At 38.8% G+C, this 21830-nt stretch carries 28 protein-coding genes; 17 read left to right on the forward strand and 11 right to left on the reverse strand.

The window, feature by feature from the left end; translation table 11 throughout:
- The first annotated feature begins 162 nt into the window (after window positions 1-162).
- The 12 genes from J4N24_RS06925 to J4N24_RS06975 all read left to right on the forward strand — a co-directional run bounded on the left by J4N24_RS06925 (window position 163) and on the right by J4N24_RS06975 (window position 8203).
- Window positions 163-621, forward strand: a complete 459-nt coding sequence (locus tag J4N24_RS06925) for a hypothetical protein (RefSeq protein ID WP_207532947.1) — start codon at window positions 163-165, stop codon at window positions 619-621.
- A gap of 77 nt (window positions 622-698) precedes the next feature.
- On the forward strand, window positions 699-1019 hold the full coding sequence (locus J4N24_RS06930; protein WP_207532948.1) for a hypothetical protein: 321 nt from the start codon (window positions 699-701) through the stop codon (window positions 1017-1019).
- A gap of 221 nt (window positions 1020-1240) precedes the next feature.
- Window positions 1241-1600 (forward strand): DUF2019 domain-containing protein, encoded by a 360-nt coding sequence (locus J4N24_RS06935; RefSeq protein ID WP_207532949.1) that lies wholly within the window; start codon window positions 1241-1243, stop codon window positions 1598-1600.
- A 206-nt stretch (window positions 1601-1806) separates the two neighbouring features.
- The gene (locus J4N24_RS06940) at window positions 1807-2352 is read left to right on the forward strand and encodes a DUF3575 domain-containing protein (protein WP_207532950.1); all 546 of its coding nucleotides are present in this window, start codon (window positions 1807-1809) and stop codon (window positions 2350-2352) included.
- Between the two features lie 93 nt (window positions 2353-2445).
- Complete coding sequence (locus J4N24_RS06945) at window positions 2446-2772, forward strand: hypothetical protein (RefSeq protein WP_207532951.1); 327 nt, start codon at window positions 2446-2448, stop codon at window positions 2770-2772.
- Window positions 2773-2938: 166 nt separating this feature from the next.
- Window positions 2939-3682: a hypothetical protein gene (locus J4N24_RS06950; protein ID WP_207532952.1), complete on the forward strand. Its 744-nt coding sequence runs from the start codon at window positions 2939-2941 to the stop codon at window positions 3680-3682.
- A 604-nt stretch (window positions 3683-4286) separates the two neighbouring features.
- Window positions 4287-4655 carry a hypothetical protein gene (locus J4N24_RS06955; protein ID WP_207532953.1) on the forward strand — a complete coding sequence of 123 codons (369 nt, stop codon included), beginning with the start codon at window positions 4287-4289 and terminating at the stop codon, window positions 4653-4655.
- A 77-nt stretch (window positions 4656-4732) separates the two neighbouring features.
- The gene (locus J4N24_RS25690) at window positions 4733-4855 is read left to right on the forward strand and encodes a hypothetical protein (protein ID WP_256439359.1); all 123 of its coding nucleotides are present in this window, start codon (window positions 4733-4735) and stop codon (window positions 4853-4855) included.
- 13 nt (window positions 4856-4868) lie between these two features.
- Entirely contained in the window at window positions 4869-5309 is a 441-nt protein-coding gene (locus tag J4N24_RS06960; protein ID WP_207532954.1) for a lipocalin family protein, read from the forward strand.
- A gap of 38 nt (window positions 5310-5347) precedes the next feature.
- Window positions 5348-6049: a hypothetical protein gene (locus tag J4N24_RS06965; protein WP_207532955.1), complete on the forward strand. Its 702-nt coding sequence runs from the start codon at window positions 5348-5350 to the stop codon at window positions 6047-6049.
- 42 nt (window positions 6050-6091) lie between these two features.
- Window positions 6092-6778 (forward strand): DUF6624 domain-containing protein, encoded by a 687-nt coding sequence (locus tag J4N24_RS06970; RefSeq protein ID WP_207532956.1) that lies wholly within the window; start codon window positions 6092-6094, stop codon window positions 6776-6778.
- Between the two features lie 333 nt (window positions 6779-7111).
- Window positions 7112-8203 carry a gliding motility protein GldB-related protein gene (locus J4N24_RS06975; protein WP_207532957.1) on the forward strand — a complete coding sequence of 364 codons (1092 nt, stop codon included), beginning with the start codon at window positions 7112-7114 and terminating at the stop codon, window positions 8201-8203.
- Window positions 8204-8346: 143 nt separating this feature from the next.
- On the opposite strand, the gene J4N24_RS06980 is transcribed toward J4N24_RS06975, so the two are convergent.
- From J4N24_RS06980 to J4N24_RS06990, 3 genes are read right to left on the reverse strand one after another with little or no spacing between them, the layout of a single operon-like run.
- A complete protein-coding gene (locus tag J4N24_RS06980; RefSeq protein WP_207532958.1) occupies window positions 8347-9261 on the reverse strand; it encodes a helix-turn-helix domain-containing protein in 915 nt (304 codons plus the stop codon).
- Between the two features lie 19 nt (window positions 9262-9280).
- A complete protein-coding gene (locus tag J4N24_RS06985; protein ID WP_207532959.1) occupies window positions 9281-10018 on the reverse strand; it encodes an SDR family oxidoreductase in 738 nt (245 codons plus the stop codon).
- Window positions 10019-10023: 5 nt separating this feature from the next.
- Window positions 10024-10353 carry an aldo/keto reductase gene (locus J4N24_RS06990; protein ID WP_242691549.1) on the reverse strand — a complete coding sequence of 110 codons (330 nt, stop codon included), beginning with the start codon at window positions 10351-10353 and terminating at the stop codon, window positions 10024-10026.
- A 524-nt stretch (window positions 10354-10877) separates the two neighbouring features.
- Between J4N24_RS06990 and J4N24_RS06995 the strand changes: the two genes are divergently transcribed.
- The gene (locus J4N24_RS06995; RefSeq protein WP_207532960.1) at window positions 10878-11300 is read left to right on the forward strand and encodes a helix-turn-helix domain-containing protein; all 423 of its coding nucleotides are present in this window, start codon (window positions 10878-10880) and stop codon (window positions 11298-11300) included.
- 66 nt (window positions 11301-11366) lie between these two features.
- Here J4N24_RS06995 and J4N24_RS07000 read toward each other — a convergent pair whose 3' ends face one another.
- The 4 genes from J4N24_RS07000 to J4N24_RS07015 all read right to left on the reverse strand — a co-directional run bounded on the left by J4N24_RS07000 (window position 11367) and on the right by J4N24_RS07015 (window position 13256).
- Window positions 11367-11618: a hypothetical protein gene (locus J4N24_RS07000; RefSeq protein WP_207532961.1), complete on the reverse strand. Its 252-nt coding sequence runs from the start codon at window positions 11616-11618 to the stop codon at window positions 11367-11369.
- A 90-nt stretch (window positions 11619-11708) separates the two neighbouring features.
- Window positions 11709-12029 (reverse strand): hypothetical protein, encoded by a 321-nt coding sequence (locus J4N24_RS07005; RefSeq protein ID WP_207532962.1) that lies wholly within the window; start codon window positions 12027-12029, stop codon window positions 11709-11711.
- A 71-nt stretch (window positions 12030-12100) separates the two neighbouring features.
- Window positions 12101-12547 (reverse strand): DUF5675 family protein, encoded by a 447-nt coding sequence (locus J4N24_RS07010; RefSeq protein WP_207532963.1) that lies wholly within the window; start codon window positions 12545-12547, stop codon window positions 12101-12103.
- Between the two features lie 61 nt (window positions 12548-12608).
- Window positions 12609-13256, reverse strand: coding sequence for a DUF6266 family protein (locus tag J4N24_RS07015; protein ID WP_207532964.1), 648 nt, complete (start codon window positions 13254-13256; stop codon window positions 12609-12611).
- A 544-nt stretch (window positions 13257-13800) separates the two neighbouring features.
- Between J4N24_RS07015 and J4N24_RS07020 the strand changes: the two genes are divergently transcribed.
- The 4 genes from J4N24_RS07020 (at window position 13801) to J4N24_RS07035 (ending at window position 17160) form a co-directional block, all read left to right on the forward strand.
- A complete protein-coding gene (locus J4N24_RS07020; RefSeq protein ID WP_207532965.1) occupies window positions 13801-14994 on the forward strand; it encodes a hypothetical protein in 1194 nt (397 codons plus the stop codon).
- A 201-nt stretch (window positions 14995-15195) separates the two neighbouring features.
- A complete protein-coding gene (locus J4N24_RS07025; protein WP_207532966.1) occupies window positions 15196-15879 on the forward strand; it encodes a hypothetical protein in 684 nt (227 codons plus the stop codon).
- Entirely contained in the window at window positions 15863-16498 is a 636-nt protein-coding gene (locus J4N24_RS07030; RefSeq protein WP_207532967.1) for a P-loop NTPase family protein, read from the forward strand. The genes J4N24_RS07025 and J4N24_RS07030 overlap by 17 nt, the downstream gene beginning before the upstream one ends.
- A 68-nt stretch (window positions 16499-16566) precedes the next feature.
- The gene (locus J4N24_RS07035) at window positions 16567-17160 is read left to right on the forward strand and encodes a hypothetical protein (RefSeq protein ID WP_207532968.1); all 594 of its coding nucleotides are present in this window, start codon (window positions 16567-16569) and stop codon (window positions 17158-17160) included.
- Window positions 17161-17774: 614 nt separating this feature from the next.
- On the opposite strand, the gene J4N24_RS07040 is transcribed toward J4N24_RS07035, so the two are convergent.
- The 4 genes from J4N24_RS07040 to J4N24_RS07055 form a co-directional block, all read right to left on the reverse strand.
- Window positions 17775-18062 (reverse strand): hypothetical protein, encoded by a 288-nt coding sequence (locus tag J4N24_RS07040; RefSeq protein ID WP_207532969.1) that lies wholly within the window; start codon window positions 18060-18062, stop codon window positions 17775-17777.
- A gap of 444 nt (window positions 18063-18506) precedes the next feature.
- Window positions 18507-19103: a hypothetical protein gene (locus J4N24_RS07045; RefSeq protein ID WP_207532970.1), complete on the reverse strand. Its 597-nt coding sequence runs from the start codon at window positions 19101-19103 to the stop codon at window positions 18507-18509.
- Window positions 19104-19199: 96 nt separating this feature from the next.
- On the reverse strand, window positions 19200-20090 hold the full coding sequence (locus J4N24_RS07050) for a hypothetical protein (RefSeq protein ID WP_207532971.1): 891 nt from the start codon (window positions 20088-20090) through the stop codon (window positions 19200-19202).
- 4 nt (window positions 20091-20094) lie between these two features.
- Complete coding sequence (locus J4N24_RS07055; RefSeq protein WP_207532972.1) at window positions 20095-21582, reverse strand: hypothetical protein; 1488 nt, start codon at window positions 21580-21582, stop codon at window positions 20095-20097.
- Window positions 21583-21830: the final 248 nt, after the last annotated feature.

The raw sequence follows: 21830 nt of genomic DNA on the forward strand, positions 1-21830 counted from the left end.
TTTCGCAATGGTTGTTTTATCGCATGAAAAAGCTACGGCAATTATTGCACGATTATAATGGTTTAATTTTCATAGTAGATGATCACTAATTACTTTAATACAGTAGACAGTAGTCTCAAAAAAGGATAAGATATAAATAACCATAGCCGGACTTGGAACAAGATGAAATCGCAGCTGCTAGTACTAACTGCCCTCCTTTTTATAATAGCTTCCTGCCAGAATGAACATAAGATTACAGCAGGGGGGAGTCAGTCTTTTAAGGAAATCAAGCGCGTTGTTTCTCCCGACAAAAAGGTGGAGGCTGTTGTGGCGGAAACCAACCGAGGAGCTACAGTAGCTACGGGAAATCTTGTGTTTATAGTGCTTCCAGGTAGAAGCATCTCTGATGAAGACAGAAAGTTCGCCATGTTTAACGCGGACTATTGTTCCGGCCTAAATATTAGGTGGAAGCAAGACCGTGTCCTTTCTATCGAGTATGAGAAGGCAAGAATATTCAACTTTACGAATTTTTGGCAATCGGACTCTTTAGAAAATTGGAACTATGTGGTAGAGATTGGGTTGAATTGCACTTCGCAAACAGGCCAGTTGAATTCAACAACCAGAACGCCTATGAGTAACTAGGATATAAACTCTGGAGCGACCCTTATATCAAAAAACGATTATTTATCTTTACAAAACAAACCCACCGAACAATTGAAATGGGCAATTTCCACGAAGAAAGAGTAAAATATTTCTATGATCATCCTGAATTGCTGGTAGACATAGAGTTTGCGAATCGAACTAACCACAAAAAGAAAGTATGGGTTGAGCCAAATTGTATTGAGTTTGAAATAGATGCACAAACCGAGTATAAGATATTGACGCATGACAAATTCTTTCGAATCGAATTTGATGAGGATCAATTAACATTCTATCTACAATATAGCTTTGGTTTCAAACTGTATAAAAGACCCGCCTCAAAAGAAATAAAAAATACTTTGGAATGGGAACTTGAATTTGATTCTTCTGACGTAAATTAGGAAAGTCTACGGGTAATTACCTAAAATGTAGGGCTGTTTGCGAGCATGCTCAAAGTTTTCTGCTTTTTAGCGGAATTGGTATTTTCAGCACACTCTTATCCTTACCCGTTAGCGAACATTCTGCTTTTTAATTACATTAGTGCAGCTCCACACACAGAAGTGCCCTTAAGGGGGCACGGCATATGATACATTCCACGTTACTGCAAGTAAAATAAAAATTAATGACCGATCTCATCCAAGAATACATAAGACTAGCATGTGAACATGGTGAATGCATTTTGAATGGTGATTCAAGAAAAGGGAACAAAATTCACAAAGGTTTGATGAAGTCAATTGACCAGATTAAAAAAGGTAACAGTGAAACCCGCGAAGCATTTTATCAACTACTTAATCATAACAATGACTCTGTCAAAATTTGGACTTCAGTGGCCTTATTAGGAACGTTAGAACGAGAAGCAGTTTTGACTTTAGAAACTATCGCTCAAAACAAAAAAGATATTTTTTCACTAACAGCAAGTACAACATTAGATTGTTGGAATAAGGGAATGCTGACAAATGTTCTCGATTGGCGAGAATCTTAAACAGCGGACTAAAGTGCCTGCCCTAGACCCCAAGTTTAAATTATGTACGTGTGATCTGGTTCTCGAAGAATCTGATCTCAAAAAACGATGGAAACTGCGAAGCGATATGTAGATATAAGGAGTAAGCAAAAATTGTATAGTAGATAGGTCCGTAATATGGCTTATATTGTAAATGCCATAAACAAAATCAACTTAGTTAGGACAACATGAAGGTAACCTTTTTATTAGCCCTTTTTATTGGTTTGACATCTTCCTTATTTTCTCAAAATAAGAGATTTTCCCTTAGCACAAACCTTCTTAACCTGGCTGTTTCTGGCCCATCGGCATCCTTAAGTTATCAGTATACACCTAAACTAGCCTTCCAGGTGTATGGCTCCACCGGCAATTTTAATAAGTACTTACCCAGCAGTGACTATCAATTTAAGACGGCTATTCTTGATGTAAAATACTCTCCGTTGGATCGGCTTTATGTCGGCCCCTATCTCCGATATATTGATAAGCGAGTGCAAAGGGAGGGCTACGTAGACCATACTGGTTTTATTTCTGTAAGTGAACGAGATTTTCATGGAAAGGGTATTTCTTCTGGTTTGTTGCTGGGCTTTAAAATTCCTGACACCCGCTTTGTAAATGTCGAGATATTCGGAGGAGGTGGGATTGGAACGTTCGTTAGGCAAAGGGACTACAGCGGACAAGAAAAGCAATCTGCATTTTTAGACGGTAGGGTGGGGATACTTGCAGGTCTGAAGTTTTAGTTTCAAAAAAGGATAACGTGAAGCGAGACATTTTCAATGAAAAGAGGCATAAAGATAAAACTAATAGTTTACTATGAATAGCTTATCCAAGTTATGAGAGATAAGGGCATCTGGGTAATATTTTTATCATACTTCTTAGCCTCCTGCAATGATAATTCCGTTAGGGTTAATGATCAATTTTCAATTGGATATTTGGAGATGTATAATTCAATATCCCTAAGCAACGATGATCAAGGCTTCGTTAGCAATGTGAGTGAAGCATACTGGAATAGTGATTCGCTAGTTTTACCTGGAGACGGTGGATGTTATTTATTAAAACTGAAAACCATAAAATATAATGACGAAATGATCAGGATTGAGTGTGGGAATTTATCTCTATTATTAAAAAAAGGTGAGATTAAACGCTTCATTAGACAATAGCGATCTTTTAAGCTCCACTCAGCAAGGAAACTTTTTAACGTCTCAAAAAACGATTACATCCTCGAACAGTAAGCCCTCGGACATCTGCTTCTTGGTTTACCAAAACAAGCTTTGATTTTATACTGACTTAGAACTTCGTTATATATAATTCGTATACCCAAATCTTATGCTAAATACAGCACTCATGAACCATGTACTATTTCTTATCTTTGCATTATTTGTCGTCTCATGCAGAAGTTTTGAAAAAATTAAAGAAGTGCGCGAGGAAAGTGCAAATCCTCCAACTGACACAGTACCTATTTTAAAACCTAGTATGAATGCTACAGACTTTATTTCAGCACTTACAGATTTAGGATACTTCGCATACGCCGAACCGGACAGGGTATTGCAGGTTAAGGATTCATTGGCTCATCAATTCAACACCAACGGTGATTTCATAACCGAATTCAGCAAAAAGCCTCCGTACGTTTCTTACGACCTTAGGTTTTATAGTTGTGGTGACGGAGAAGAATTGTTCGAAGAGGAGGGTGTGGTTTCCTTATTAAAGGAAATGAAGCCAATTTTTGAAAAACTAAAAGTTTCCATGCATTATAGTGATGACAATTATGCCGGAGGTTTACACTCTTTGAATATGAATGGCCGATATTACACTTTATTTTCAGGAGGAATCTTAATGCAAGGGGAGACTATTGCGAAGACCGCTGAAATGATTAACGCGGAACTAAGCCTGCAAAAAGCGAAAGAACGAATTTACCTATTATCTCTCGAGGGTGGTTATTACATGATTTTTCTCACAGAAGAACAGAATAGGTTAGTGTCAACATATTTTACAGGAACTAGAGGACCTGTAACTGTGGATCAATGGGTAATAAATACTACCGCCGAAATAAAAACTCTTTTTAATAGATAAACGGTGCGTAATTGAGTAGATAGCTCTGCCAGTTATAAATGACACCGCGGGCCTAATCTCAAAAAACGATGATATCCTCAACACTTGAACGTTAGAGAAAACTTAGTATATATGGGAAATAAACCCAATTGCGTAAAGCCAAATGTTAGGGCACATTTTAAAAGACCCGACAGATTGTAGTGACTGACTTAACGAGCATGAATAAATTGTCCAAGGAGAACTTGTTTGTCTGGAATAGGTTATTTCCAGGGTTCATTTGCTTTTGCCATTTATGGGTATTTGTAATAATCACAATAATGTCTGTTCAAAGTGGCTTTTATCCTTTAATGTTAATTTACTTGGCATTTTTCACAGCTCATTTTTATTCGGCGAAAGTTCACAAATTCTTTTTAGCCAAAGACATTTACTTAATCCCAGAACAAAATCGCATTAGGACCGTGGATGATGACAATAAAGAGGAATTTTTCGAACTTAAGGAGATAATAAAGGCTACGTATAAGTTTGGATTAGTCCAGGTCAAGCTGTCCGACCAACGAATGCTCTACTTTTTTATTAAGGAAAAAAGCAATTTGACTATTTTGACCGACCATTTACAAAGGACTCGATGATTGAATTTTATTTAGATCCAGCAGCGTGGAATGGAGAAGGAAAAGAACTGCTTTGGGACGGGATAAAAACTATATTAGAAAAATATTATAGAACTATTGGCGCATTAGTTTCAAAGTCCATTAATATTCTTATACCGTTTCATCAGCAGATCTTTGGCAATGAGTTTCGCGAGAAAAAAGGATATTTTACCTTCGAGAGCATCCAAGTATTAAGCCTGAAAGTTGGAATTCAGAAGGAAATCTATCAGTATCAAATTGAACTAGGATTTTCATTAAATTCAGAGATCGGATTTGTAATGGACGAGCTCTTATATTATACCACCTTTGATGAAAGAAACACACTTGTAGCTGTGCAGAGGTTTTAATCTCATAAACTTTCATCAGCTATCATCTGTCTCAAAAAAGGATGGAACTGAACTCATTAGTAAAGCAAACTGGAAAAATGAAAAGAAATTTACCCATCTTAATCCGGGGTGTATTACTAATAGCCGCAATTTGGTGGTTATTTAAATTGATGATCGGTGAGTACTGGGAAGCATTTGCATCGAAATACTTTGGGAAGTAATTTTAATTGCGCAATGAATAGAATATATTCAATTTCAATTATTATCCTTATTGGCCTTGCATCTTGCAATGGACTTGGTGCTGTTGACATAAATATTCAAACCAGGAACGTAGAAGTATCGACTAAAGACATCGTGGGAACTTGGAAAATGGATAAGTTTTCATATAAATATTTATCTAACTTTAAAAAAGATAGTATTAGAATCTGTTTTAAAGACGATTATACTTTCGAAATGAATAACTCAAACAAGCTGTTTAACAGAGAAATCGACAATGAACGAACGATGGGAACTTGGCAAATCGTTGGCCAAAATGATACCAAAACTGTTAGATTAAATTTCGGTAAAACAAACGGTCAAAAGACCTTAGATATCTATAGAAAAAAAAATGATTACCAACTATGGAACTTTTTATCTGACCCTGATACAGGTGAAAGAATTCGATTTTTAAAGTAACTACTACATTAAAACCCTTAAATAGCGCTATCAAAACTTTGAGACGGCTTCTCCTAATATTTGCAATATTTAATTTCTCTGGTTGCGGACTTGTTAGTACGTCAAAGAATGAAACAAAGGCAGTTCAAGCTGTAGCAAACTTCTACGGAGGATTTTGTGAGCCGACTATTGGGGTTTCCGCATCGACAGAGACTGGTAATAAAAAGTTTTTTGAGCTGAAAGTAACTGAAAGCAATGCATTAGAGCAGTTCAAAAACTCGCCCGAAATTGCGGCTTCAAATGTTGCCTATCTTTTTTACACTCACTTGAAAGAGGAGAAAAATCAATATTCAGAGATTAGAAGTCAGTTAGTTTTTAAAGACGCCGATGCGTACATAGCTTCCTATCCGTCCGCTGACCTAGCTTTGATTGAAAGCAAATTAAAATTAGTAGAGCAGCTTACCTATCTATTAAAATCAAATATGTTTCATGCTATAAGCCTGATGCTTAGTGATCAGTCCTTCGCTGAGGAGGAAAAAGCAAAGCTAATAAATAGCATTGCTGCTCTTGAACCACAGCTGGGAGTTTTGAAGGATTATACAATTCTTGGTTTTAAGAAAAGCTCGTACAACGACTTTAACGTTCTGGATGTCTTTGTAGTTGTTGATCGGGCTAAGGAGAAAACCCAATTGAATGTGAAGATAGACTTAAAGCCAAATGAGGATAAAATACACTTTTTAGACTACAAATTTGAACTTTAGAAATAACACTGGGATCAGCAATGATCACACTACAACCTATCTATGAAAAAAGCACTACTTATCACCTTGATATTATTCTCGATTTTAGAGATTAAGGCTCAGCAAAGAATTAATACTGTTTTGAAACAGGAGCTTGACAGTATTTATGTACTTGACCAAAAGTATCGGTACCTATTATCCCTGAGCAATGATAGTAAAAGAGCAGACTCTATTGCTAAAATATATAAGATTTCTAAAGAGGACCTGCAATCCCATCTTTGGAGCAAGCAAGAAAAGATAGACTCCACGAATTTGATCAGAATAGAAGAAATAATAAAGCAATACGGATATCCTGGGAAAACATTGGTGGGAGCTCCCACCAATGAAGCAGCATTTTTTGTAGTACAGCATTCGCCTAAAATTAGTCAATATATATCCTTTGTTAAACAAGCTGCCAAAGAAGGAGAACTGCCCTTCACAAAATATGCTACCATGCTGGATAGATTGTTGATGGAGGAGGAGAAAGAGCAACTGTATGGCACGCAAGTATATGGTATGCGCTACACCAATCCTCAGACAGAAAAAGAGGAGTGGAAGATGTTTGTATGGCCTATTAAAAATCCAGAGGTCGTTAATGACAAACGTAAGCAAGCAGGTTTTGAGCAAACAGTTGAAGAAAATGCAAGAAAGTTTAACTTAGAATATAAAGTAGTGACACTTGAAGAAGTTAAAAAAATGAGGAATAAATAATTCAAATGGCCACAAATGTGTCCGTATCACCAAGAGTTTTTCTGCGCCCATCTCGCATAAAACACTTCTAAATTCGCAAAGATTTCCTTCACGCATGGTACCTTTCAGCATATTTTGACGTCTTAGACCATAAACGAAATGAGAAAATTTACTTTTTTGACTATTCTTATTTTAACACTTTTCTTTCACCTGTTTGTACAGGCTCAGCAGACATTGAATATTAATAGACAGTACCAGGACATTAGGCTGATAAAGTCGGATACTCTTATTTACAAGCTGCCTTTAATAAAAGGTAACATCTATCAATTCTCTATACTGCAACAAGGCATTGCTGTGTATTACGAACTTGTTTCATCTACGGGTGAGAAGGTGCGTGAAAACATGGATATATATGATATAAATGGTTATGAAAAGTTTGAATATACTGCCACAAACACAGGAAACTTCTTACTTTCAATAAATCGTTTTAAACATGACCGAAACCCAGACTCCGGAAAAATAAGCATATCGGTAAAAAGCCTTTCAAAAAAAGAAATTGAAGTAAGAAAACAAATCAAAAAAGATTTAGAGCCAGAAAACGCAAAAAATGTAACCACCATTGATATTGACCATTTTTGGAATGCTTTTGATCACCTAAAAACTTGTAAAACTTATGCCGATAGTGTCTATATTTTCCAAAAGGATTATTTGGACAAAGCAACAAATGGAATGCATGACTTTATCCAGGCCAGAGATTGGACAGCTGAAAGATTTGTGGATGCTATTCTGAAGAATCCAGACTTGTATCAATCAGTTAGGCAAAACACGCTTGAAGCAAAAAAAGCAGTGCCGGTCATCGAAGAAGTATTTACAAAGTTTAAAGAAATTTACGCAGATTTTAAACCTTTCAAAGTTTGTTTCGCTATCGGAATAAATAATACGGGGGGGACAGTATCAGACCGATATGTTTTAATCGGAACTGAAGTTACTGTTTCAGGTTCTGTATCTAGTCAGGATATTATCCAAAAAATTAAGGGAATAGTGGCTCATGAATGTGTTCATACACAGCAACACTTGAATTCCGACAGTACTACAATACAATGCCCTCTTCTGTGGCAAAGTTTAAGAGAGGGTTCTTGTGATTTTATTGCCGAATTAATTACAGGACAGCCGAGAAATAATGAGTACGGCGAAAAAAACGAAAGCAAATTGTGGACTGCTTTTAAAAATGAATTATGCAATGAAAGTACTGATAATTGGTTATACAATGGGTACGCTGCAAAAGATAAACCGGGTGACCTGGGCTACTTTATTGGTTATCAGATAGTAAAAGAGTATTACAAGAACACATCGGACAAAAAGAAAGCCATCATCGACATTATCAATATGTCAGACCCCATTCACTTTTTGGAACTGAGCAAATATGATCAAAAACCAAAGAATTAATATAACAAGGCGACAGTGAAGAACTCTCGCCTTGTTACTTTTTATTAGTCCTTGTAATTAAGTGTCCTAGCCACTACTTGATCTGACAATAGTTTGAGGGCTGCATTCCCACAAGTGCTATATTTAATCGCTTGCTGCTGTCGTTAATTAAATGAATGCCTGAACTGCAGGGGCGAAACGTTTGTCTTTGTTTTAAAGAGTTTACTAAACGATTGGGAATGTTCGAAGCCCAATCTATAAGCAATTTCCGAAACAGAAAGATTTGTAGTTGAAAGTTTTTCTTTAGCTTTTTCTATGATAGCATTCTGAATGTATTGTTGTGTGTTTAGTCCTGTCAATGAACTTAACATATCACTTAAATAGCGTGGAGAAAGCTTTAATTCTGTACTGATATATTTTACCGATGGCAAGCCTTTTTCCAGACTTTTGTCTTCCTCGAAGTAGTTATTCAAAAGAGTATCCAGAGAAGTTACGATATCGTGATTGATGGCTTTCCGCGTAATAAACTGCCTGTTGTAAAAACGATTGCTGTAATTTAATAGCAGTTCTATTTGCGACACCAGAACATGCTGACTAAACTGGTCAATATTGTTATCTAATTCCTGAGCTATTGTGGCAAATAAGTTGGCTATAATTTCTTTCTCCTTTGCTGATAAAAACAAGGCTTCTGAAACATCATACGAGAAAAAGCCATAGTGATTTATTGTTTTTCCTAATGGATGATTTCGTATAAAGTCGGGATGAAAATATAGCGCGATACCTTCATAGCTTTCAATATTTTCTGGTGGAAAAACAATTTGTTTGGGCTTCAAAAATGCTAATCCGCCTTCTTCAAAATCATAATATCCTTGTCCGTACTTAATTTGTCCTTTAAAGCTAGTCTTGAAGGAGATCTTGTAAAAATCAAGACTTACTTTTTGCCCTTGGGGAAACATTTCGACCGGAACATTTTTGTAATCCACCAGTGCGATCAAGGGATGCGATGGTGCAGGAAATCCCAGGATACGCACTAGTTGCGATATACTTTGTATTTGTTTGATGTTAGACTGTTGCGGCATTTTGCGTATACAATTGTAATCAATTTTGTTTTGAAGGGCGAATTACAATATCGCCAATTTCAACATCCGCCGGCTGGCTTACTGCATAAATTACAGCATTTGCAATGGCCAGGGGATGGATGGCATATTGATCCATTCCTTGCTGAATGGCGGTTTTCATTTCCTCGTTTTTAATGTTGGTGGCAAAATCTGTTTTTACAACTCCTGGCGAAACCCCTGTTATCCGTACGGATCCGTCTGACTCCTGACGAAATGCTTCCGCAATAGTGCGAATGGCATTTTTAGTTCCTGCATAAATGCCTTGCATAGGCACAATCTTTATTCCTGAAGTTGAAATGATATTGACGATATGTCCGGACCGCTGGCGTTTAAAAACAGGAATTGCAGCTGCCATCCCGTACAAAACACCTTTAAGGTTAATGTCAATCATTTCTTCCCAACCGTCAATATCCAGGTCGTCAACCCGGCTTAGCTGACAGACACCTGCGTTGTTTACGATAACGTCTAATTTCCCGTACTGCTCAACTGCTGTATTTACCAGACCGACCAGATCTGCCTTGTTTTTTACGTCAACTTGAGCAAAGGTGGCTTCACCACCTTCGCTTTTAATTTCTTCAACAATTTGTTGTAATTGTTCTGTTCGCCGGGCACCCAAAACAACCTTTGCACCGTTCTTTGCTAATTCAATAGCAATGGCTTTACCTATACCACTGCTTGCTCCTGTAATGGCAACTACTTTTTCCTGAATATTCTGCATGGCTCTTAGTTCTTATCTATCGAGACTGCTCGGATCGTTTCGGGTCTACTATCTAAACCTGTTGTCGGTTTAGCGTCCTTACAACCAAATTTTGTTGCAATTACCACATCCTTACGCAACGGCTGTAATCCCTCGCCCACAAGTTCTTCATTAGTGTAAGGTCCATAGGCTTCTGCAGTATCAAAAAATGTAATACCCCTTTCAACTGCGTCGCGAAGTAGCTTTACAGCTTCTTTTTTCTCAAGTCCTTTGCCATCCAAAAAGTTTAAACTCATACAACCAAAACCTAATGCGGAGACTTCTAATCCGCTATTTCCTAATTTTCTTTTTTGCATAATCTTTTTTATTATTTCTTATACCTGAGGAATTCCGAATGCGAAATTCTTCATTGTCAGATTATAAAAAGTAGCCGGATTGGTAATTCTTGTAGTCCAATTTCAAAAGGTTTTGTAAACGCTATAAACAAGAAACCAAAACACAAAGAAATTTTCATAGCCCCATCTCATACAGGGTAATACCCGAATAACGACAAGTTCCTTTTGGATTTTTTAAGTGAAAATTGTGGCTAAATAACAGCGCAGATCATTCTAATAATCGTGAGTACGAAAGGAGGGATGCCCTAAAAGATTATTAGTTGAGTAACAGCAGATTTAAGGGTTAAATTAACCGTAATTAAAGCCTTTCTAAATCATTAATTTTCCTTATATTTAACGTAAATTAGAAAACCTTAAATAATTAAAATACAATCTATTATGAGTTTATAATATTCCGCAATTGTATAGTGATGTTTCCCTTCTTTTGCGATCTCCCGATCGGTTAAATTCAATTCATTTAAACCTGTTAAAACCCCATAAACTTTATGAAAAGAAAGAAGTTAAGACAGAGTCCTGCAATTAGCATCCGGACTAAAAAACGTATTGTCAAAGTTTGCAAAGCCTTAGAAGTCCTGGAAACCAATTCTACAGATCTGGTAGAAGGGCTGATGGCCATATTCAAAACCCTTAAAGTACAGAAAGAACAGTCTGAGCAGCTGGAAGGAGACGTACAAAGTGTTATGTTAAATAAGAAGAAGCAACAGGTCTTTCGGGAGAGCTGGCTGGATAGGCAGGAGGTAATGCAGCTGATGCCTATTAGTGATCGTAGTTTGTACGAGCTCACCAGGAATGGTGATCTGCCCTCGTATACCTTCAAGGGCAAGTTATTTTTCAAACTCTCCGATGTCGAGGCGCTGATGAAAAGGAGAGGTGGGGATGATGCGGGGGAAAGTAGAATTGCGGTTTGATTTAGAAATTTAAAGAAGCAACAAAAGGTCTGGGCGCTATGTCCGGACCTTCTGTTTTTTGTGCCCTTATCCAGGAGCATCTCCTTTTAGCTCCAGAGCTTCTTCTTTTTCTACGGCTGTGCTTGATACTGCTGTTGCTACCAGACCTGCCGTTACCAGGTACCCTGCTACAGTTGTAATAGCAGCCGGTAAGGCAATAGGTGCTGACAGGACTGCAGTGCCGATAGCTCCGAGAAGAATACCAAGGCTACGTACCTTTCGAAAGAAGGGTGGGGTCGGCGCTTTTATTCGGGTTTTGAGATTTCTTAAATGCTTCATACTACTGAGGGGTTAAGTGATCTGCAATGAATTAACTGTTTTCTGAACCACAACTCTATTTTTGGAGCGGACTCTCAGTTAAGTTCCTTCTCAACCCGATTCTGCTTCTACGCTCAAACTTGCCTTTTTCTTCCTCTTAATGCCTCCAGTGGACTGTTCTTCAAAATGCTTGAGTAGATAGACTTCCAATTGCTCCAGGCGCTTTTCGTGGAAGTTGATCCGTTCGAAGATCCTCACGCTTTCGGCGTTCATGTTGGCCTTGATCACCTCGGTGCTGGTAATGATCTCCGAAAGGTTTTGTTCAACCCTGCGAAAATCGCTATGCAGCTGCCGTACGAAGAAGGCGATGACCGAAAATAGCAGCGATAGTATCGCTCCCAAGATCAGGTTGCTGTTAAATATGCTTTCCATTTTTTTAGAATGAGTGAATGATAGAATGAGTGAATGATAGAATGAGTGAATGAGTGAATGAGTGAATGATCTTATACTCTGTTTTCTACCAATACTTCGTTTCTTCCTGCTTTGACCTCTTTTGCCAGTACCTCATACACCTGTTGATACGCGAAGCTGGACTGCATCACCTGATAATCTCCTTTCACCTGGTTCCAGTAATGCCCTGTTAACGGACAACCGGAGGTGTCTGAAGTATAATTACCGATATGAAGGAACACCAGCGAGAAATTGGGTATTCCCTGGATCTCCAGCATCCCTTTATGCATTGCGGGGTAGGAGAGTTTGTATCGGGAGTTCATTCCTGCTTTCTGGTTTAAACCGAGCTTATACTTACCTTCAGGGATACAGGTACTGCCGGCGATCTTCACTTCGCGGATGCTGTCTTCCAGCAAATAACAAAGAAAGAGGTCGTTTAAATAGAGGTGACTCAAGGTACTGTTCTTCCCCTTAGCCACGCGGATGATCTTAATTGCCATCAGCTATATTCATTAAACGAGATAAAGGAATGGGCTGCCTGCTTCCAGACAGCCCGGTTCCTTAGGCAATTATGGTTACTCTACCTCCGTAATAAGTACGGGTCACTTCTTTTCCGGTTACTGAAACCAGAAACAGATAGGTCTCCACGTCCTTGCCTTCCCACTCGGCAGGAAGCACCATACTCAGGGCACCAGCCTCACGACTAGCATCACCAAGAGTATATTCCGCCTCGTCTAACTCCGGACAGAAAGCCAGGGTAAACACCTTATCGGTCTTCAACGATTTTCCCTTGCCTGAGTTGTCGGTCCAGCTGAAATCTACTTTCAACCCAGCTGCTGCAGCCACTGCCAGATTAGTGGGCAGGGGCAATACGCCACTGCTCAAGATCACCTCCGGGAAGTCGACTACAAATTCAGGGTAAGCGCCGGCGATGGCGTTCTTGATGTTTTCAGACAACGCCACATTGTAAGCAGTTGCCCTGATGGCCTGGTTCTTATAACCCGCACTAAGTAGCGGGCGAAGAAGGTTCATAAACGCAGTCATCAAGGAGAAGCGTTGTTGCTGCTCTATCTGTAACTGACTCGGTATCCTGTTCTTGTTGATCTTTGGCAAGCTCTTCAGGTAATCAATACCGCGCCAGCTGCTTCCTACTACATTACCGATCTTTCCGTAAAAGTTTCCAAAAATTCCATTGCTAAATTTTCCCATGATGTTAAAAAATTAAAAGTTAAACAATCTGTTAATTGGCCTCAATTACCGGTAATCTTCGAAAGCCTGAGACAAAAGTAAGGCGGTTTTTTGGGCTTTTTAGCATGTTCAACGGCCATTGCGGCGTTTTGCGGCTATTTGCGGGCTTTTGCGGAGAATTGCGGAAGGAGGGGTACTTTCTTCGGAGATTGTTCGAGAAAAGGGGGTACCTTCTTCGGAAATTCTCGAAGCCTTCTCGAACCTGTCACGGCCCTGTCTCAGTCTTGGGTATACTTTGGTAGGTTCGGAACGGTCAGAAATAAATTCATTTTCTTAGGCATTTCAGCAGTGGGAAAATGAAGAAATTTATGGGTAAACCTTGATAACACCGCTCGATGCGCGGTTTCAAAACTAACAAATAATGATCAACTGCACCATGATCTTCCACAGCCGCAAATCGGTACTAGAGCAACAAGGTCCGTAACGAGGATCATTCTTCCATTTATCTTCAGAAGATATATTTGCCTTTGAATTAATAGTATTTATTAACTTAAACTAAATTACAATGCATCTTCTTTTTGCATCTTTAGAGACTAAGGTGAAGTCTTTTTGCGAACACTTCCCAAACTATCATGAAACCACAAATGCTGCATCTACACTCCTAAACGAGATTGATTATCAGAGAAACGAGCTTGAAAATGTACTGCATGGTGCTCTGTCGGAGGAAGACTTAAAAGAATTCACCAGAATTTATCATCTGGGCATACTAGAACTGATTGCCGAGCTACTAAAAAGAACTGGTAAGGAACCTTCCCGCAATAGGCGCCGGTTTGATCTTAAAAGTGCGCTAAAAACTGAAAACACAGGGAAGGTTTTAGATGGACTCCATCAACTTTTCACATTTATTCACTGTCACTTTGAAGGCTTTATTCCAAAGGAAAAGCCAATTCCTTCATCCTGCCATAGTCCTCTGATAATGGAGATCAAAGAGGGGCAAAGGTACATTGCCAGGCGGTTAAAAAACGTTGAAGCAGAACTCTCTGAAATGGTTATAAAGCCTTTTATCCAATTTGTGAAATTCCCCAAAAAACAAACCTGGCACAACTTCTATTATTGCAGCACTTTCGCCAATGAGTTCAGAATACTGGCAGCACATAGTAAGGAGATCACCGACACCGACCTTATTAAATTCTTGTTCTTTATCAATTTCAATTCAATGGATTTCTACACCTATTATCTTGAACAGCTTACGGAGAAGGGGCTCGTTCTGGCTGAACTGTATTTCTTAAAGAAGGAGCTTGCGCTGATGCCAGTGAAACCAAAGGTGGCCTTAAATCCCGAAATAAATGGAGTTGTAGATCAATTAAAAACATATGTTCAAGAAGAGATCTATTACCTCGAACACACTGGAAAAAGTGTGATGGACGATCCTGCAAAGAATAGGAATAATGCAGATGACGTACCTACTAGATTTGTATATAATATTTCCGTAGAAAGATTAGGTCTTAGGTATAGGGTAGATGTAGAGCTTAATGTGATAGATAGGGGGCAGCCAGAAAAGTTCTACATATTGATCGCTAACACCTCCAGCACCCCCGGCTCGACCTACCCATCAGTTAAAAATATTAAGAACGACTATTTCAAACCCACCGTTCCAACCATCCAAGCCGAGCTTAATTATCACCAAAAAGCTATAGAATTTTTAAAAAAAGAAAAAATAAAAGCCTGTAGATCAACGGGTGGCGGAGGTGGCAGCTAGTCTGCCATCTTTACAGGAATCAGAATTTTTCTTGTATTTGGGAATTCTAATCAACAGCATTATGAAAAAATACAAAACAGATCGTTTGATGAGAGTTTTCCCAGAACTGCAGCGTAAACCTCACAACCAAGGAAAGAAACAATTATCACTTAAACGGAACCTGTTCCTTATGGCACAAAGACTTAAAACCCTACGGCATTTATGAATTACATCTTACACCTGAACGGCTTTTACAGAAAAGCTAATGATGATGAAAATATGGGCCCCTGTCATCTCAGTTTATACTGGGCCATTTTTCAGATCTGGAATGCTTTCTACTTCCAGAACCCCTTCCCGGTGATTAGAAGCGAGTTGATGCGAAAGGCAAAGATCGGTTCTAAAAACACCTATTATCGTTGCTTGCATGAGCTTCATGAATGGGGGTACATCGACTACGCACCGTCCCATAACCGGGCTGTTCCTTGTCACATCACTTGTGTGCTTTTTGATAGTTCTGGTACCGGAAATGGTACTGGTTCTAGGCGCACTTATGATACCACAACTGGTCCCACTTTTTGCACTCCGCTCGTACCAGAATTGAACCCATTTATAAAACTTAATAAAACTTTTATAAACACACTCTCCCTAAAAAATATCAAAAAGTTTTTCGAGGAGAATTCTTCCAATGCCAAAGAAGCCACTAACTTCTACAATCACTACCAGGCCAACGGTTGGATGATGGGCCAGGTTCAAATGGTAGATTGGGAGGCAGCAGCACGCAAATGGATTGCCGGAGCAGGGCGTTTTGCAAAAAACAACACTCACAAAACTAACCGTTCCGCAAAGATCATTTCCATCCACAATTCAACCCCTAAAACCCTGAAAAGATATGACGAACCTTTGTAAATCAAACACCCCGGCAACTTACCTTGATTTTGATCAATTGATCGAATGGCTCAATAAGAAAGGTTCTGAGCTTTTTGGGAAAACTTATAAGATCGATGCAAAAGACTACGATACGGTCTACCAGATACTTGTATACGTTTACCGGGATAAGGAGCATGCTGCCAAACATGGAATTGATCTAGGCAAGGGTTTAATTGTAGCTGGACCAGTAGGATGTGGAAAAACCTCACTGATGCAATTATTGCTGCATCTGGATTTAGCGATCAAGCCCTATCAAATGGTTTCTGTTCGCAGCATCAGTTTACAATTTGCTGATCGGGGCATCCCATTAATAAAAGAATATGGGGGGCTTGGCCAAAAGCAACCATCCATTTTTTGCTTTGATGAACTAGGTGGCGAGCCAACCACCAGATTTTATGGCATAAAGGCAAATGTGATGCGTGAAATCTTGCTGTTAAGGTATGAGCTTTTTATGCAGAAGAGAGTTCCTACTTATGTTACAACAAACCTTTCGCCTGCTGAGATCGAATCAACGTATGGAACTCCTCTCAGATCACGGTTAAGAGAAATGTTCAACCTGGTAGCCTTTCCTGAAGATTCTTATGATAAAAGAAGGTAAAGGGCTGACAGGCCGAAGGCAGAGAGAGTACAAGATCATATTAACAACACATTTCCCAAATTAACACGATGACTACTACAATATCAAATTACCGTAAACAGCTGATAAAAATATACTTCTGTTTGGATTGCGCCATCTGCAATCTATTTTCCATGGGTTTTAGTATAGGCCTGAACGAAGAATGGCAGGATTTTAAACCAGCCTTTGACGCAGGAGTAGACGTTGAAATGGATTTCGCTTACCTCGAAGCTATTAAACATCCTGCAGTTCCTGATGTGATTAAGATCATCCACATCTTGCTGGAGGTGAGTGAAACCCTGGTTAATATGAATAAATTAACCGACGAGGAACTAGTCTTTCCGAAAGAATTAATTTCTGAAGAAGGGGATGATGATGATGAGGAGGACGATAATGAGGATGTTGACTACCTGGATAGGTGGTTGCAAGGCATTTTTACTGATCTGCTTAGTGTATACGAAGCAATTTGGATCCTGGCTCACGGAAATAATCCCCCTATGTCGGAATATGATGAATTTGGGGCCAAGTATTACGATGGAGGATTAAAAATTGATAGCGAGGACGAAAATGTTAAGGTACTTATGCAAGCGCTAAATAAGGTTCTGGCATTGAACGGAGCAATCAATTATTTCCCCTCAGAGTAAGGCGACTGCTTATAAATTATCCGCGTCCAAATAGACGCTCTCGTTAATGCTTGGGCTCCAAATTTCTGTTGAAGCCAGGAAGAAGGGGCCCTGCATTATATCAAACTTGTTTCTTTTCGTTAAACTCAAGCTTTAAAACAGTCTGCTAACAAACCTATTTTGACGCCTTTAAAATTTCGATCTTCTCTCTTTCACTTTGCAGTAGACGTTCATAGAGTTTTTTATTCTCTTCCACCAGTTCAAAAAGCTTATCAATTGTATTAAAGGTTGGTTGATAATTTAAAGAGCTTGCTATTAACGTTGATTGATCACTGCTAGTGTTATTGAAAGTGTTGGATATAATATTAAATACGCCGGACGAGTAAAAAAATGTTACTTAAAGGCTCTGTTGCGACTGTTGGTTTATTTGATTAGAAGTATTTTGCCGCTTCGATTACATAGTCAGGCTTCAAGCGATGTGTAATTAATGCCCCAACAACCTTAACGTCAGTCAATAGTGTCTTAAAATGGGATAACATTCTAGATCAGTTTGTTGGTGTTCTTTTGCGGAGATAATGGTTTTGGCTGCCAATACCTGGAATGAGCGTTAGTTACAGACCGGGAAATTATTAAATTTAGAGGTGGAGATCAGGGTACTGTTCCTGTCCGTAATATTTATCAATCTCTCGACCTATGATCTCTGCTTCTATAGGACTCAGGTTTCCCTCTGCCCAAAACCAGGCTCTTGGTAGTATTTGCATTTGAAGCCTGCCCATGAATTTATCTCCGATCGCGACCATGAAATCAGATTCCATCTTCTGGTGATCGTATGATGGCAGAATAGTTACCTTCCACTGCTCACCATGGATTTCTACCGTTACCTCAAATGGGTCTTCGAAAGCTATATTTTCGATGGAGCACATGTGGCAAAGATATGATGCTGAACTTGAACCTTGATTACAAATAAGACGGCCACTCTTACTAATTTTTAACTTGCTTCAAACGTAATTGAATGATACGCAGAAGGGAATAGGCAAAAATTGCCAGTAGCGAGATATATGCAATCAATTGAATAGTGTGGTTAAGGGTATTTAAAAATACAAAGGATAGAATCGCAAAAATTGAGATTAATAATAGCTCCGTTTTCTGCGCACCAAGATTTGTCTTTAAGAGAATTATTAAGACCTGAATGATTAAAATAGGATAAAATACTACAATAGGATAAAGTAGGTGCCATTTATCTGGCCGGTCCTGGTAGTTTGGCATAAATTTTATCTCGGAAGAGTAGATAATCAGAACTAATAGCATTACACCCAAGCTGAATAGTCTTGTCTGAAATGTTTGGGTTGGCCGATGCGTATGAAGAGTCATAAAACTTTGTAATTCTTATTATTCACGGGTTCCACAATAATCTCCCCACCACCAAACTGTTTATCTAAATACTTATGGGAGTATACATTATAAAGTCTTATCACTTTGTCTTTTTCCTTAAATCCTATTAACAAGCCCTTTGCACGTGAAAAAATTGTTAAGTCGTTCCTGTGTTTGTTGTATTTTACTGGTAACGCAAAATAGAAAGTATCGAACGTTTTTTGGTGAGGGTCTCCTTTAGATTTTTCAATTCGGTAAATCTGTTGATCTTCGCCTTCATGATCAATTGACTGATCTGCAATCAGATCTATTCTCACTAAATATGATGTCTTTTCTTCAATAACCCTCAATTTTTCTGATGACAATACAGTATTTTTCCTGGGGCCGCTTAGCTGCATATCCTCCTCTAAAGTTTTATCACTGCAAGCACAAGAGTCAACAACCTGTTTAGCTGGCTTTATTGAAGTTTTCTTGCCAGGAGCATCGGAGCACGATTGGAGGAGAAAGGTGACAAGAATAATGGAAATTACGGGGAATAGAGAGCATGATTCATTCTTTTTGGACATAACGTCCTTAAAATTGTAATTCATCATACTGGAATATAATAGGAGTAAGATTTTTCAGTTCACCGTTTAAAGTAGGTTAAATTTAATCAATCACAAAAAAATATTAAATAGATGGAGTGATGATTAATAATCATTGAACCATTCATAATCCTCAATCCTATGATATTCAATTGGAACATCTGCTATTATCGTTTTTGTGATCTCATCAGAAGAATGGCGGTATTTTTTAGTTTTAAAATAACGCCGACTAATCGTATCAGTACGATCCGGATAGATAAATTCGATCGTATCCACTTTTAGGCCCCTCCATTTACACTTGTACAATTCCACTTCCCCCGGATGACCATAGCCTACACCCCGAATGATCCCTTCCTTTGGGAAAAATGTAGGGTTGATGAACTCATAATCCTTAGTGAAGGTTCTATTGTCTGGACGAAGAAGATAGACATTGTAAACATTTCGTCGGCAACATCCGGAGGAGGGGTACCAATGCACCAGAAAATCTTTTAGTCCATCTCCGTTTACATCTCTGATAGTATCCCTTAGGTAGGACATGGATTCCTGTTCGCGGGAAAGCACAGATTCAAACTTGTCTGCCTTCAGAATGTATAGGTCCATGTAAGTCGATGAGGTGCTGCGTCTTCTTATCAATAAATGCTTTTTGTTCTTTGAGAATAAGCTTCCGAAACGAATCGTTATCTCGAAGTTTTGAGAGCTATCATCCGGGGTGACTTCATACTTCTTTATGAATTCATTTAAATGGATGTATCCTCCGGCAAGCGTTAAGGCACTGTCGAGCAGCTCCCTAAGCCTGATACTGTCAGCATAATTCTGTTGATCAAAATGACTTGGCTTTTGCGTAGTGTCCTGAATGCTTGCTGATCCAATAGAAAGTTTGCCTTGTGAACTTCTTAGAGGTTCCTTTTCGGTAACCTGACATGATGAAGAAAGGGCAAACAAAAGTATAAGGGGTAACCCAAGCAATGCTTTTTGTCTAATGATAGGATACTCCATATTTCTATCTTTCTGCCATGATTTTTTCTATCTCCCTCTCCACATGATCCAGCACCGTATATACTCCCACGCCTACACTTTCATACATCACCGTGTCCCTGGCTTTTCCTATCCGAGTTTCGATTAATCCCTGAGAGTTTTCTGTGAGGTAATAGTAATCCCCAGGGCTGCTCCGTTTTTTGAACAGGTAAGCCTTGAATTTAAAAGTTCCTTTTACTGGGATAACTTCCGCAACCTTGCCAGTCTCTATATCTGTTATTCGCTCTGCTGTATCGACGGGAACTAAAACTTCAACCAGATTAATTTCTCTAAGGTCCCCATCAATTTTCCTTACCCATCTCTTCCGCGTAGTATTTCCATGCTTTAGAATAGAAAACTTGAACGGTTTGAGGTCTAGGTTCTTGAATTGTTCAAACTGCTTCAATTGTTTTGCATTATGATGATTATGTTCTATACTCAGTTCCTTCTTGTCCTTCTCAAAAACTTGATTAAAGTTGTAGGATATCCCTCGGATCTTTTGAAGCTCCCTTTCTGTAGCTTGCAGGTGATCGTTCTCGCTGCGCTTTTTAATTACTTCCAGAATAGTTTCATTAAAGTCATTCAAAATAAAGTCGGCCCACCATTTGCTATAAATTCCCAGGTTTGTAGTTACCCTATATTTGCAACTAAGGGTAACTAAACATTTGTTTTCAGACAGATTCTTTAAGGCATAACCTCCTTCGACAACATCAAAATATCTTCCGCCTATCATCACATGATCGTCAAGTGTTTTTGGGGGAATTGAATTAGGATCGACGTTGATATCGTAAGTGAAGGAATTACCATTGCTCCAGCTTTTTATTACCTCCTGGAACTTTATTCCTTTTTCCCAGGTGATACTTCTAATCCCACCAAGGCCTTCTTTATTTAGTTCTCCATTCAATGGCTTGGGAATTCCAATCAGATGCACAAAATGCGTTGAGAGCTCCGCAGATTTAATGTTCCTTACATTCTTGATATTATTCCATACCTCGCTAGTGGAAGCATTCACTTCAATAATTGTTACTACCTTATAATACTGGTCCTTTGCTGGGAAATAAGATTCAACTGTAAGGATTAGGAGGGGCAATAGTAACGAAGAATATAAGGGTGTTTGCTTAGCATTACTCTTTAGCTTTATAATTCTAAAGATGAACGCCCCTAAGCTGCCCAGAACCAGGAAAGGCCCGATAATTATAACAAGGCATATTATACCTTCAAAACCACTAGCAAAAGATAGGAGAAATAGGGTCAACGTGACACCCCAGGGTAGAAGGAGATAAATCCTATACGTATCAAGCTGTTCCTTTGTGGATAATAGTACGGGAATAGCTCCCAGTGTGAGTGGCATTGCAAAAATAAATGTGATTGAAACGTTCTTATGCAACTCGGTAACGAGCGCCATTATTAGGAACGCATAGGCAAGTCCGGCCAACAATCCGAGAAGCAGGGTTTTAAATCTGGAGGGTTTCAATTGTTCAGGTCTTTTTTTAGATTGGCTTTTGAAAGTTCTAATTTAATCTAAAACTGTGAAATGCTATAGTCTATTTGTTGTTATCTTGTTTCTATACTTTAACTATCATCAACCATTGCCTGGCTAGTTCTTCAACATAATCCTGGAAAGCACCTGAACTTTTAAAAGTATCAAAAGTATAAGCGGGTTGATCTTTCATAACTTCGACGTTATAATAGCAATGCTTTGAAGGTTATTGTGCTAATAAG

The sequence above is a fragment of the Desertivirga arenae genome (assembly GCF_017355785.1).
GTDB classification, from domain to species: Bacteria; Bacteroidota; Bacteroidia; order Sphingobacteriales; family Sphingobacteriaceae; genus Desertivirga; species Desertivirga arenae.

Excerpts from the sequence above, each read along its gene's own strand:
- J4N24_RS06945 (WP_207532951.1), top strand. The coding sequence starts at position 2,446 with ATGAGAGATAAGGGCATCTGGGTAATATTTTTATCATACTTCTTAGCC.
- J4N24_RS06940 (WP_207532950.1), top strand. The coding sequence starts at position 1,807 with ATGAAGGTAACCTTTTTATTAGCCCTTTTTATTGGTTTGACATCTTCC.
- J4N24_RS07015 (WP_207532964.1), bottom strand. The coding sequence starts at position 13,256 with ATGGGAAAATTTAGCAATGGAATTTTTGGAAACTTTTACGGAAAGATC.
- J4N24_RS07050 (WP_207532971.1), bottom strand. The coding sequence starts at position 20,090 with ATGGAGTATCCTATCATTAGACAAAAAGCATTGCTTGGGTTACCCCTT.
- J4N24_RS06990 (WP_242691549.1), bottom strand. The coding sequence starts at position 10,353 with ATGCAAAAAAGAAAATTAGGAAATAGCGGATTAGAAGTCTCCGCATTA.
- J4N24_RS07010 (WP_207532963.1), bottom strand. The coding sequence starts at position 12,547 with ATGGCAATTAAGATCATCCGCGTGGCTAAGGGGAAGAACAGTACCTTG.
- J4N24_RS25690 (WP_256439359.1), top strand. The coding sequence starts at position 4,733 with ATGAAAAGAAATTTACCCATCTTAATCCGGGGTGTATTACTAATAGCC.
- J4N24_RS06985 (WP_207532959.1), bottom strand. The coding sequence starts at position 10,018 with ATGCAGAATATTCAGGAAAAAGTAGTTGCCATTACAGGAGCAAGCAGT.
- J4N24_RS06980 (WP_207532958.1), bottom strand. The coding sequence starts at position 9,261 with ATGCCGCAACAGTCTAACATCAAACAAATACAAAGTATATCGCAACTA.
- J4N24_RS07040 (WP_207532969.1), bottom strand. The coding sequence starts at position 18,062 with ATGTGCTCCATCGAAAATATAGCTTTCGAAGACCCATTTGAGGTAACG.
- J4N24_RS07005 (WP_207532962.1), bottom strand. The coding sequence starts at position 12,029 with ATGGAAAGCATATTTAACAGCAACCTGATCTTGGGAGCGATACTATCG.
- J4N24_RS06925 (WP_207532947.1), top strand. The coding sequence starts at position 163 with ATGAAATCGCAGCTGCTAGTACTAACTGCCCTCCTTTTTATAATAGCT.
- J4N24_RS07030 (WP_207532967.1), top strand. The coding sequence starts at position 15,863 with ATGACGAACCTTTGTAAATCAAACACCCCGGCAACTTACCTTGATTTT.
- J4N24_RS06935 (WP_207532949.1), top strand. The coding sequence starts at position 1,241 with ATGACCGATCTCATCCAAGAATACATAAGACTAGCATGTGAACATGGT.
- J4N24_RS06970 (WP_207532956.1), top strand. The coding sequence starts at position 6,092 with ATGAAAAAAGCACTACTTATCACCTTGATATTATTCTCGATTTTAGAG.
- J4N24_RS07035 (WP_207532968.1), top strand. The coding sequence starts at position 16,567 with ATGACTACTACAATATCAAATTACCGTAAACAGCTGATAAAAATATAC.
- J4N24_RS06960 (WP_207532954.1), top strand. The coding sequence starts at position 4,869 with ATGAATAGAATATATTCAATTTCAATTATTATCCTTATTGGCCTTGCA.
- J4N24_RS06995 (WP_207532960.1), top strand. The coding sequence starts at position 10,878 with ATGAAAAGAAAGAAGTTAAGACAGAGTCCTGCAATTAGCATCCGGACT.
- J4N24_RS07000 (WP_207532961.1), bottom strand. The coding sequence starts at position 11,618 with ATGAAGCATTTAAGAAATCTCAAAACCCGAATAAAAGCGCCGACCCCA.
- J4N24_RS06950 (WP_207532952.1), top strand. The coding sequence starts at position 2,939 with ATGCTAAATACAGCACTCATGAACCATGTACTATTTCTTATCTTTGCA.
- J4N24_RS06955 (WP_207532953.1), top strand. The coding sequence starts at position 4,287 with ATGATTGAATTTTATTTAGATCCAGCAGCGTGGAATGGAGAAGGAAAA.
- J4N24_RS07025 (WP_207532966.1), top strand. The coding sequence starts at position 15,196 with ATGAATTACATCTTACACCTGAACGGCTTTTACAGAAAAGCTAATGAT.
- J4N24_RS07020 (WP_207532965.1), top strand. The coding sequence starts at position 13,801 with ATGCATCTTCTTTTTGCATCTTTAGAGACTAAGGTGAAGTCTTTTTGC.
- J4N24_RS07045 (WP_207532970.1), bottom strand. The coding sequence starts at position 19,103 with ATGATGAATTACAATTTTAAGGACGTTATGTCCAAAAAGAATGAATCA.
- J4N24_RS06930 (WP_207532948.1), top strand. The coding sequence starts at position 699 with ATGGGCAATTTCCACGAAGAAAGAGTAAAATATTTCTATGATCATCCT.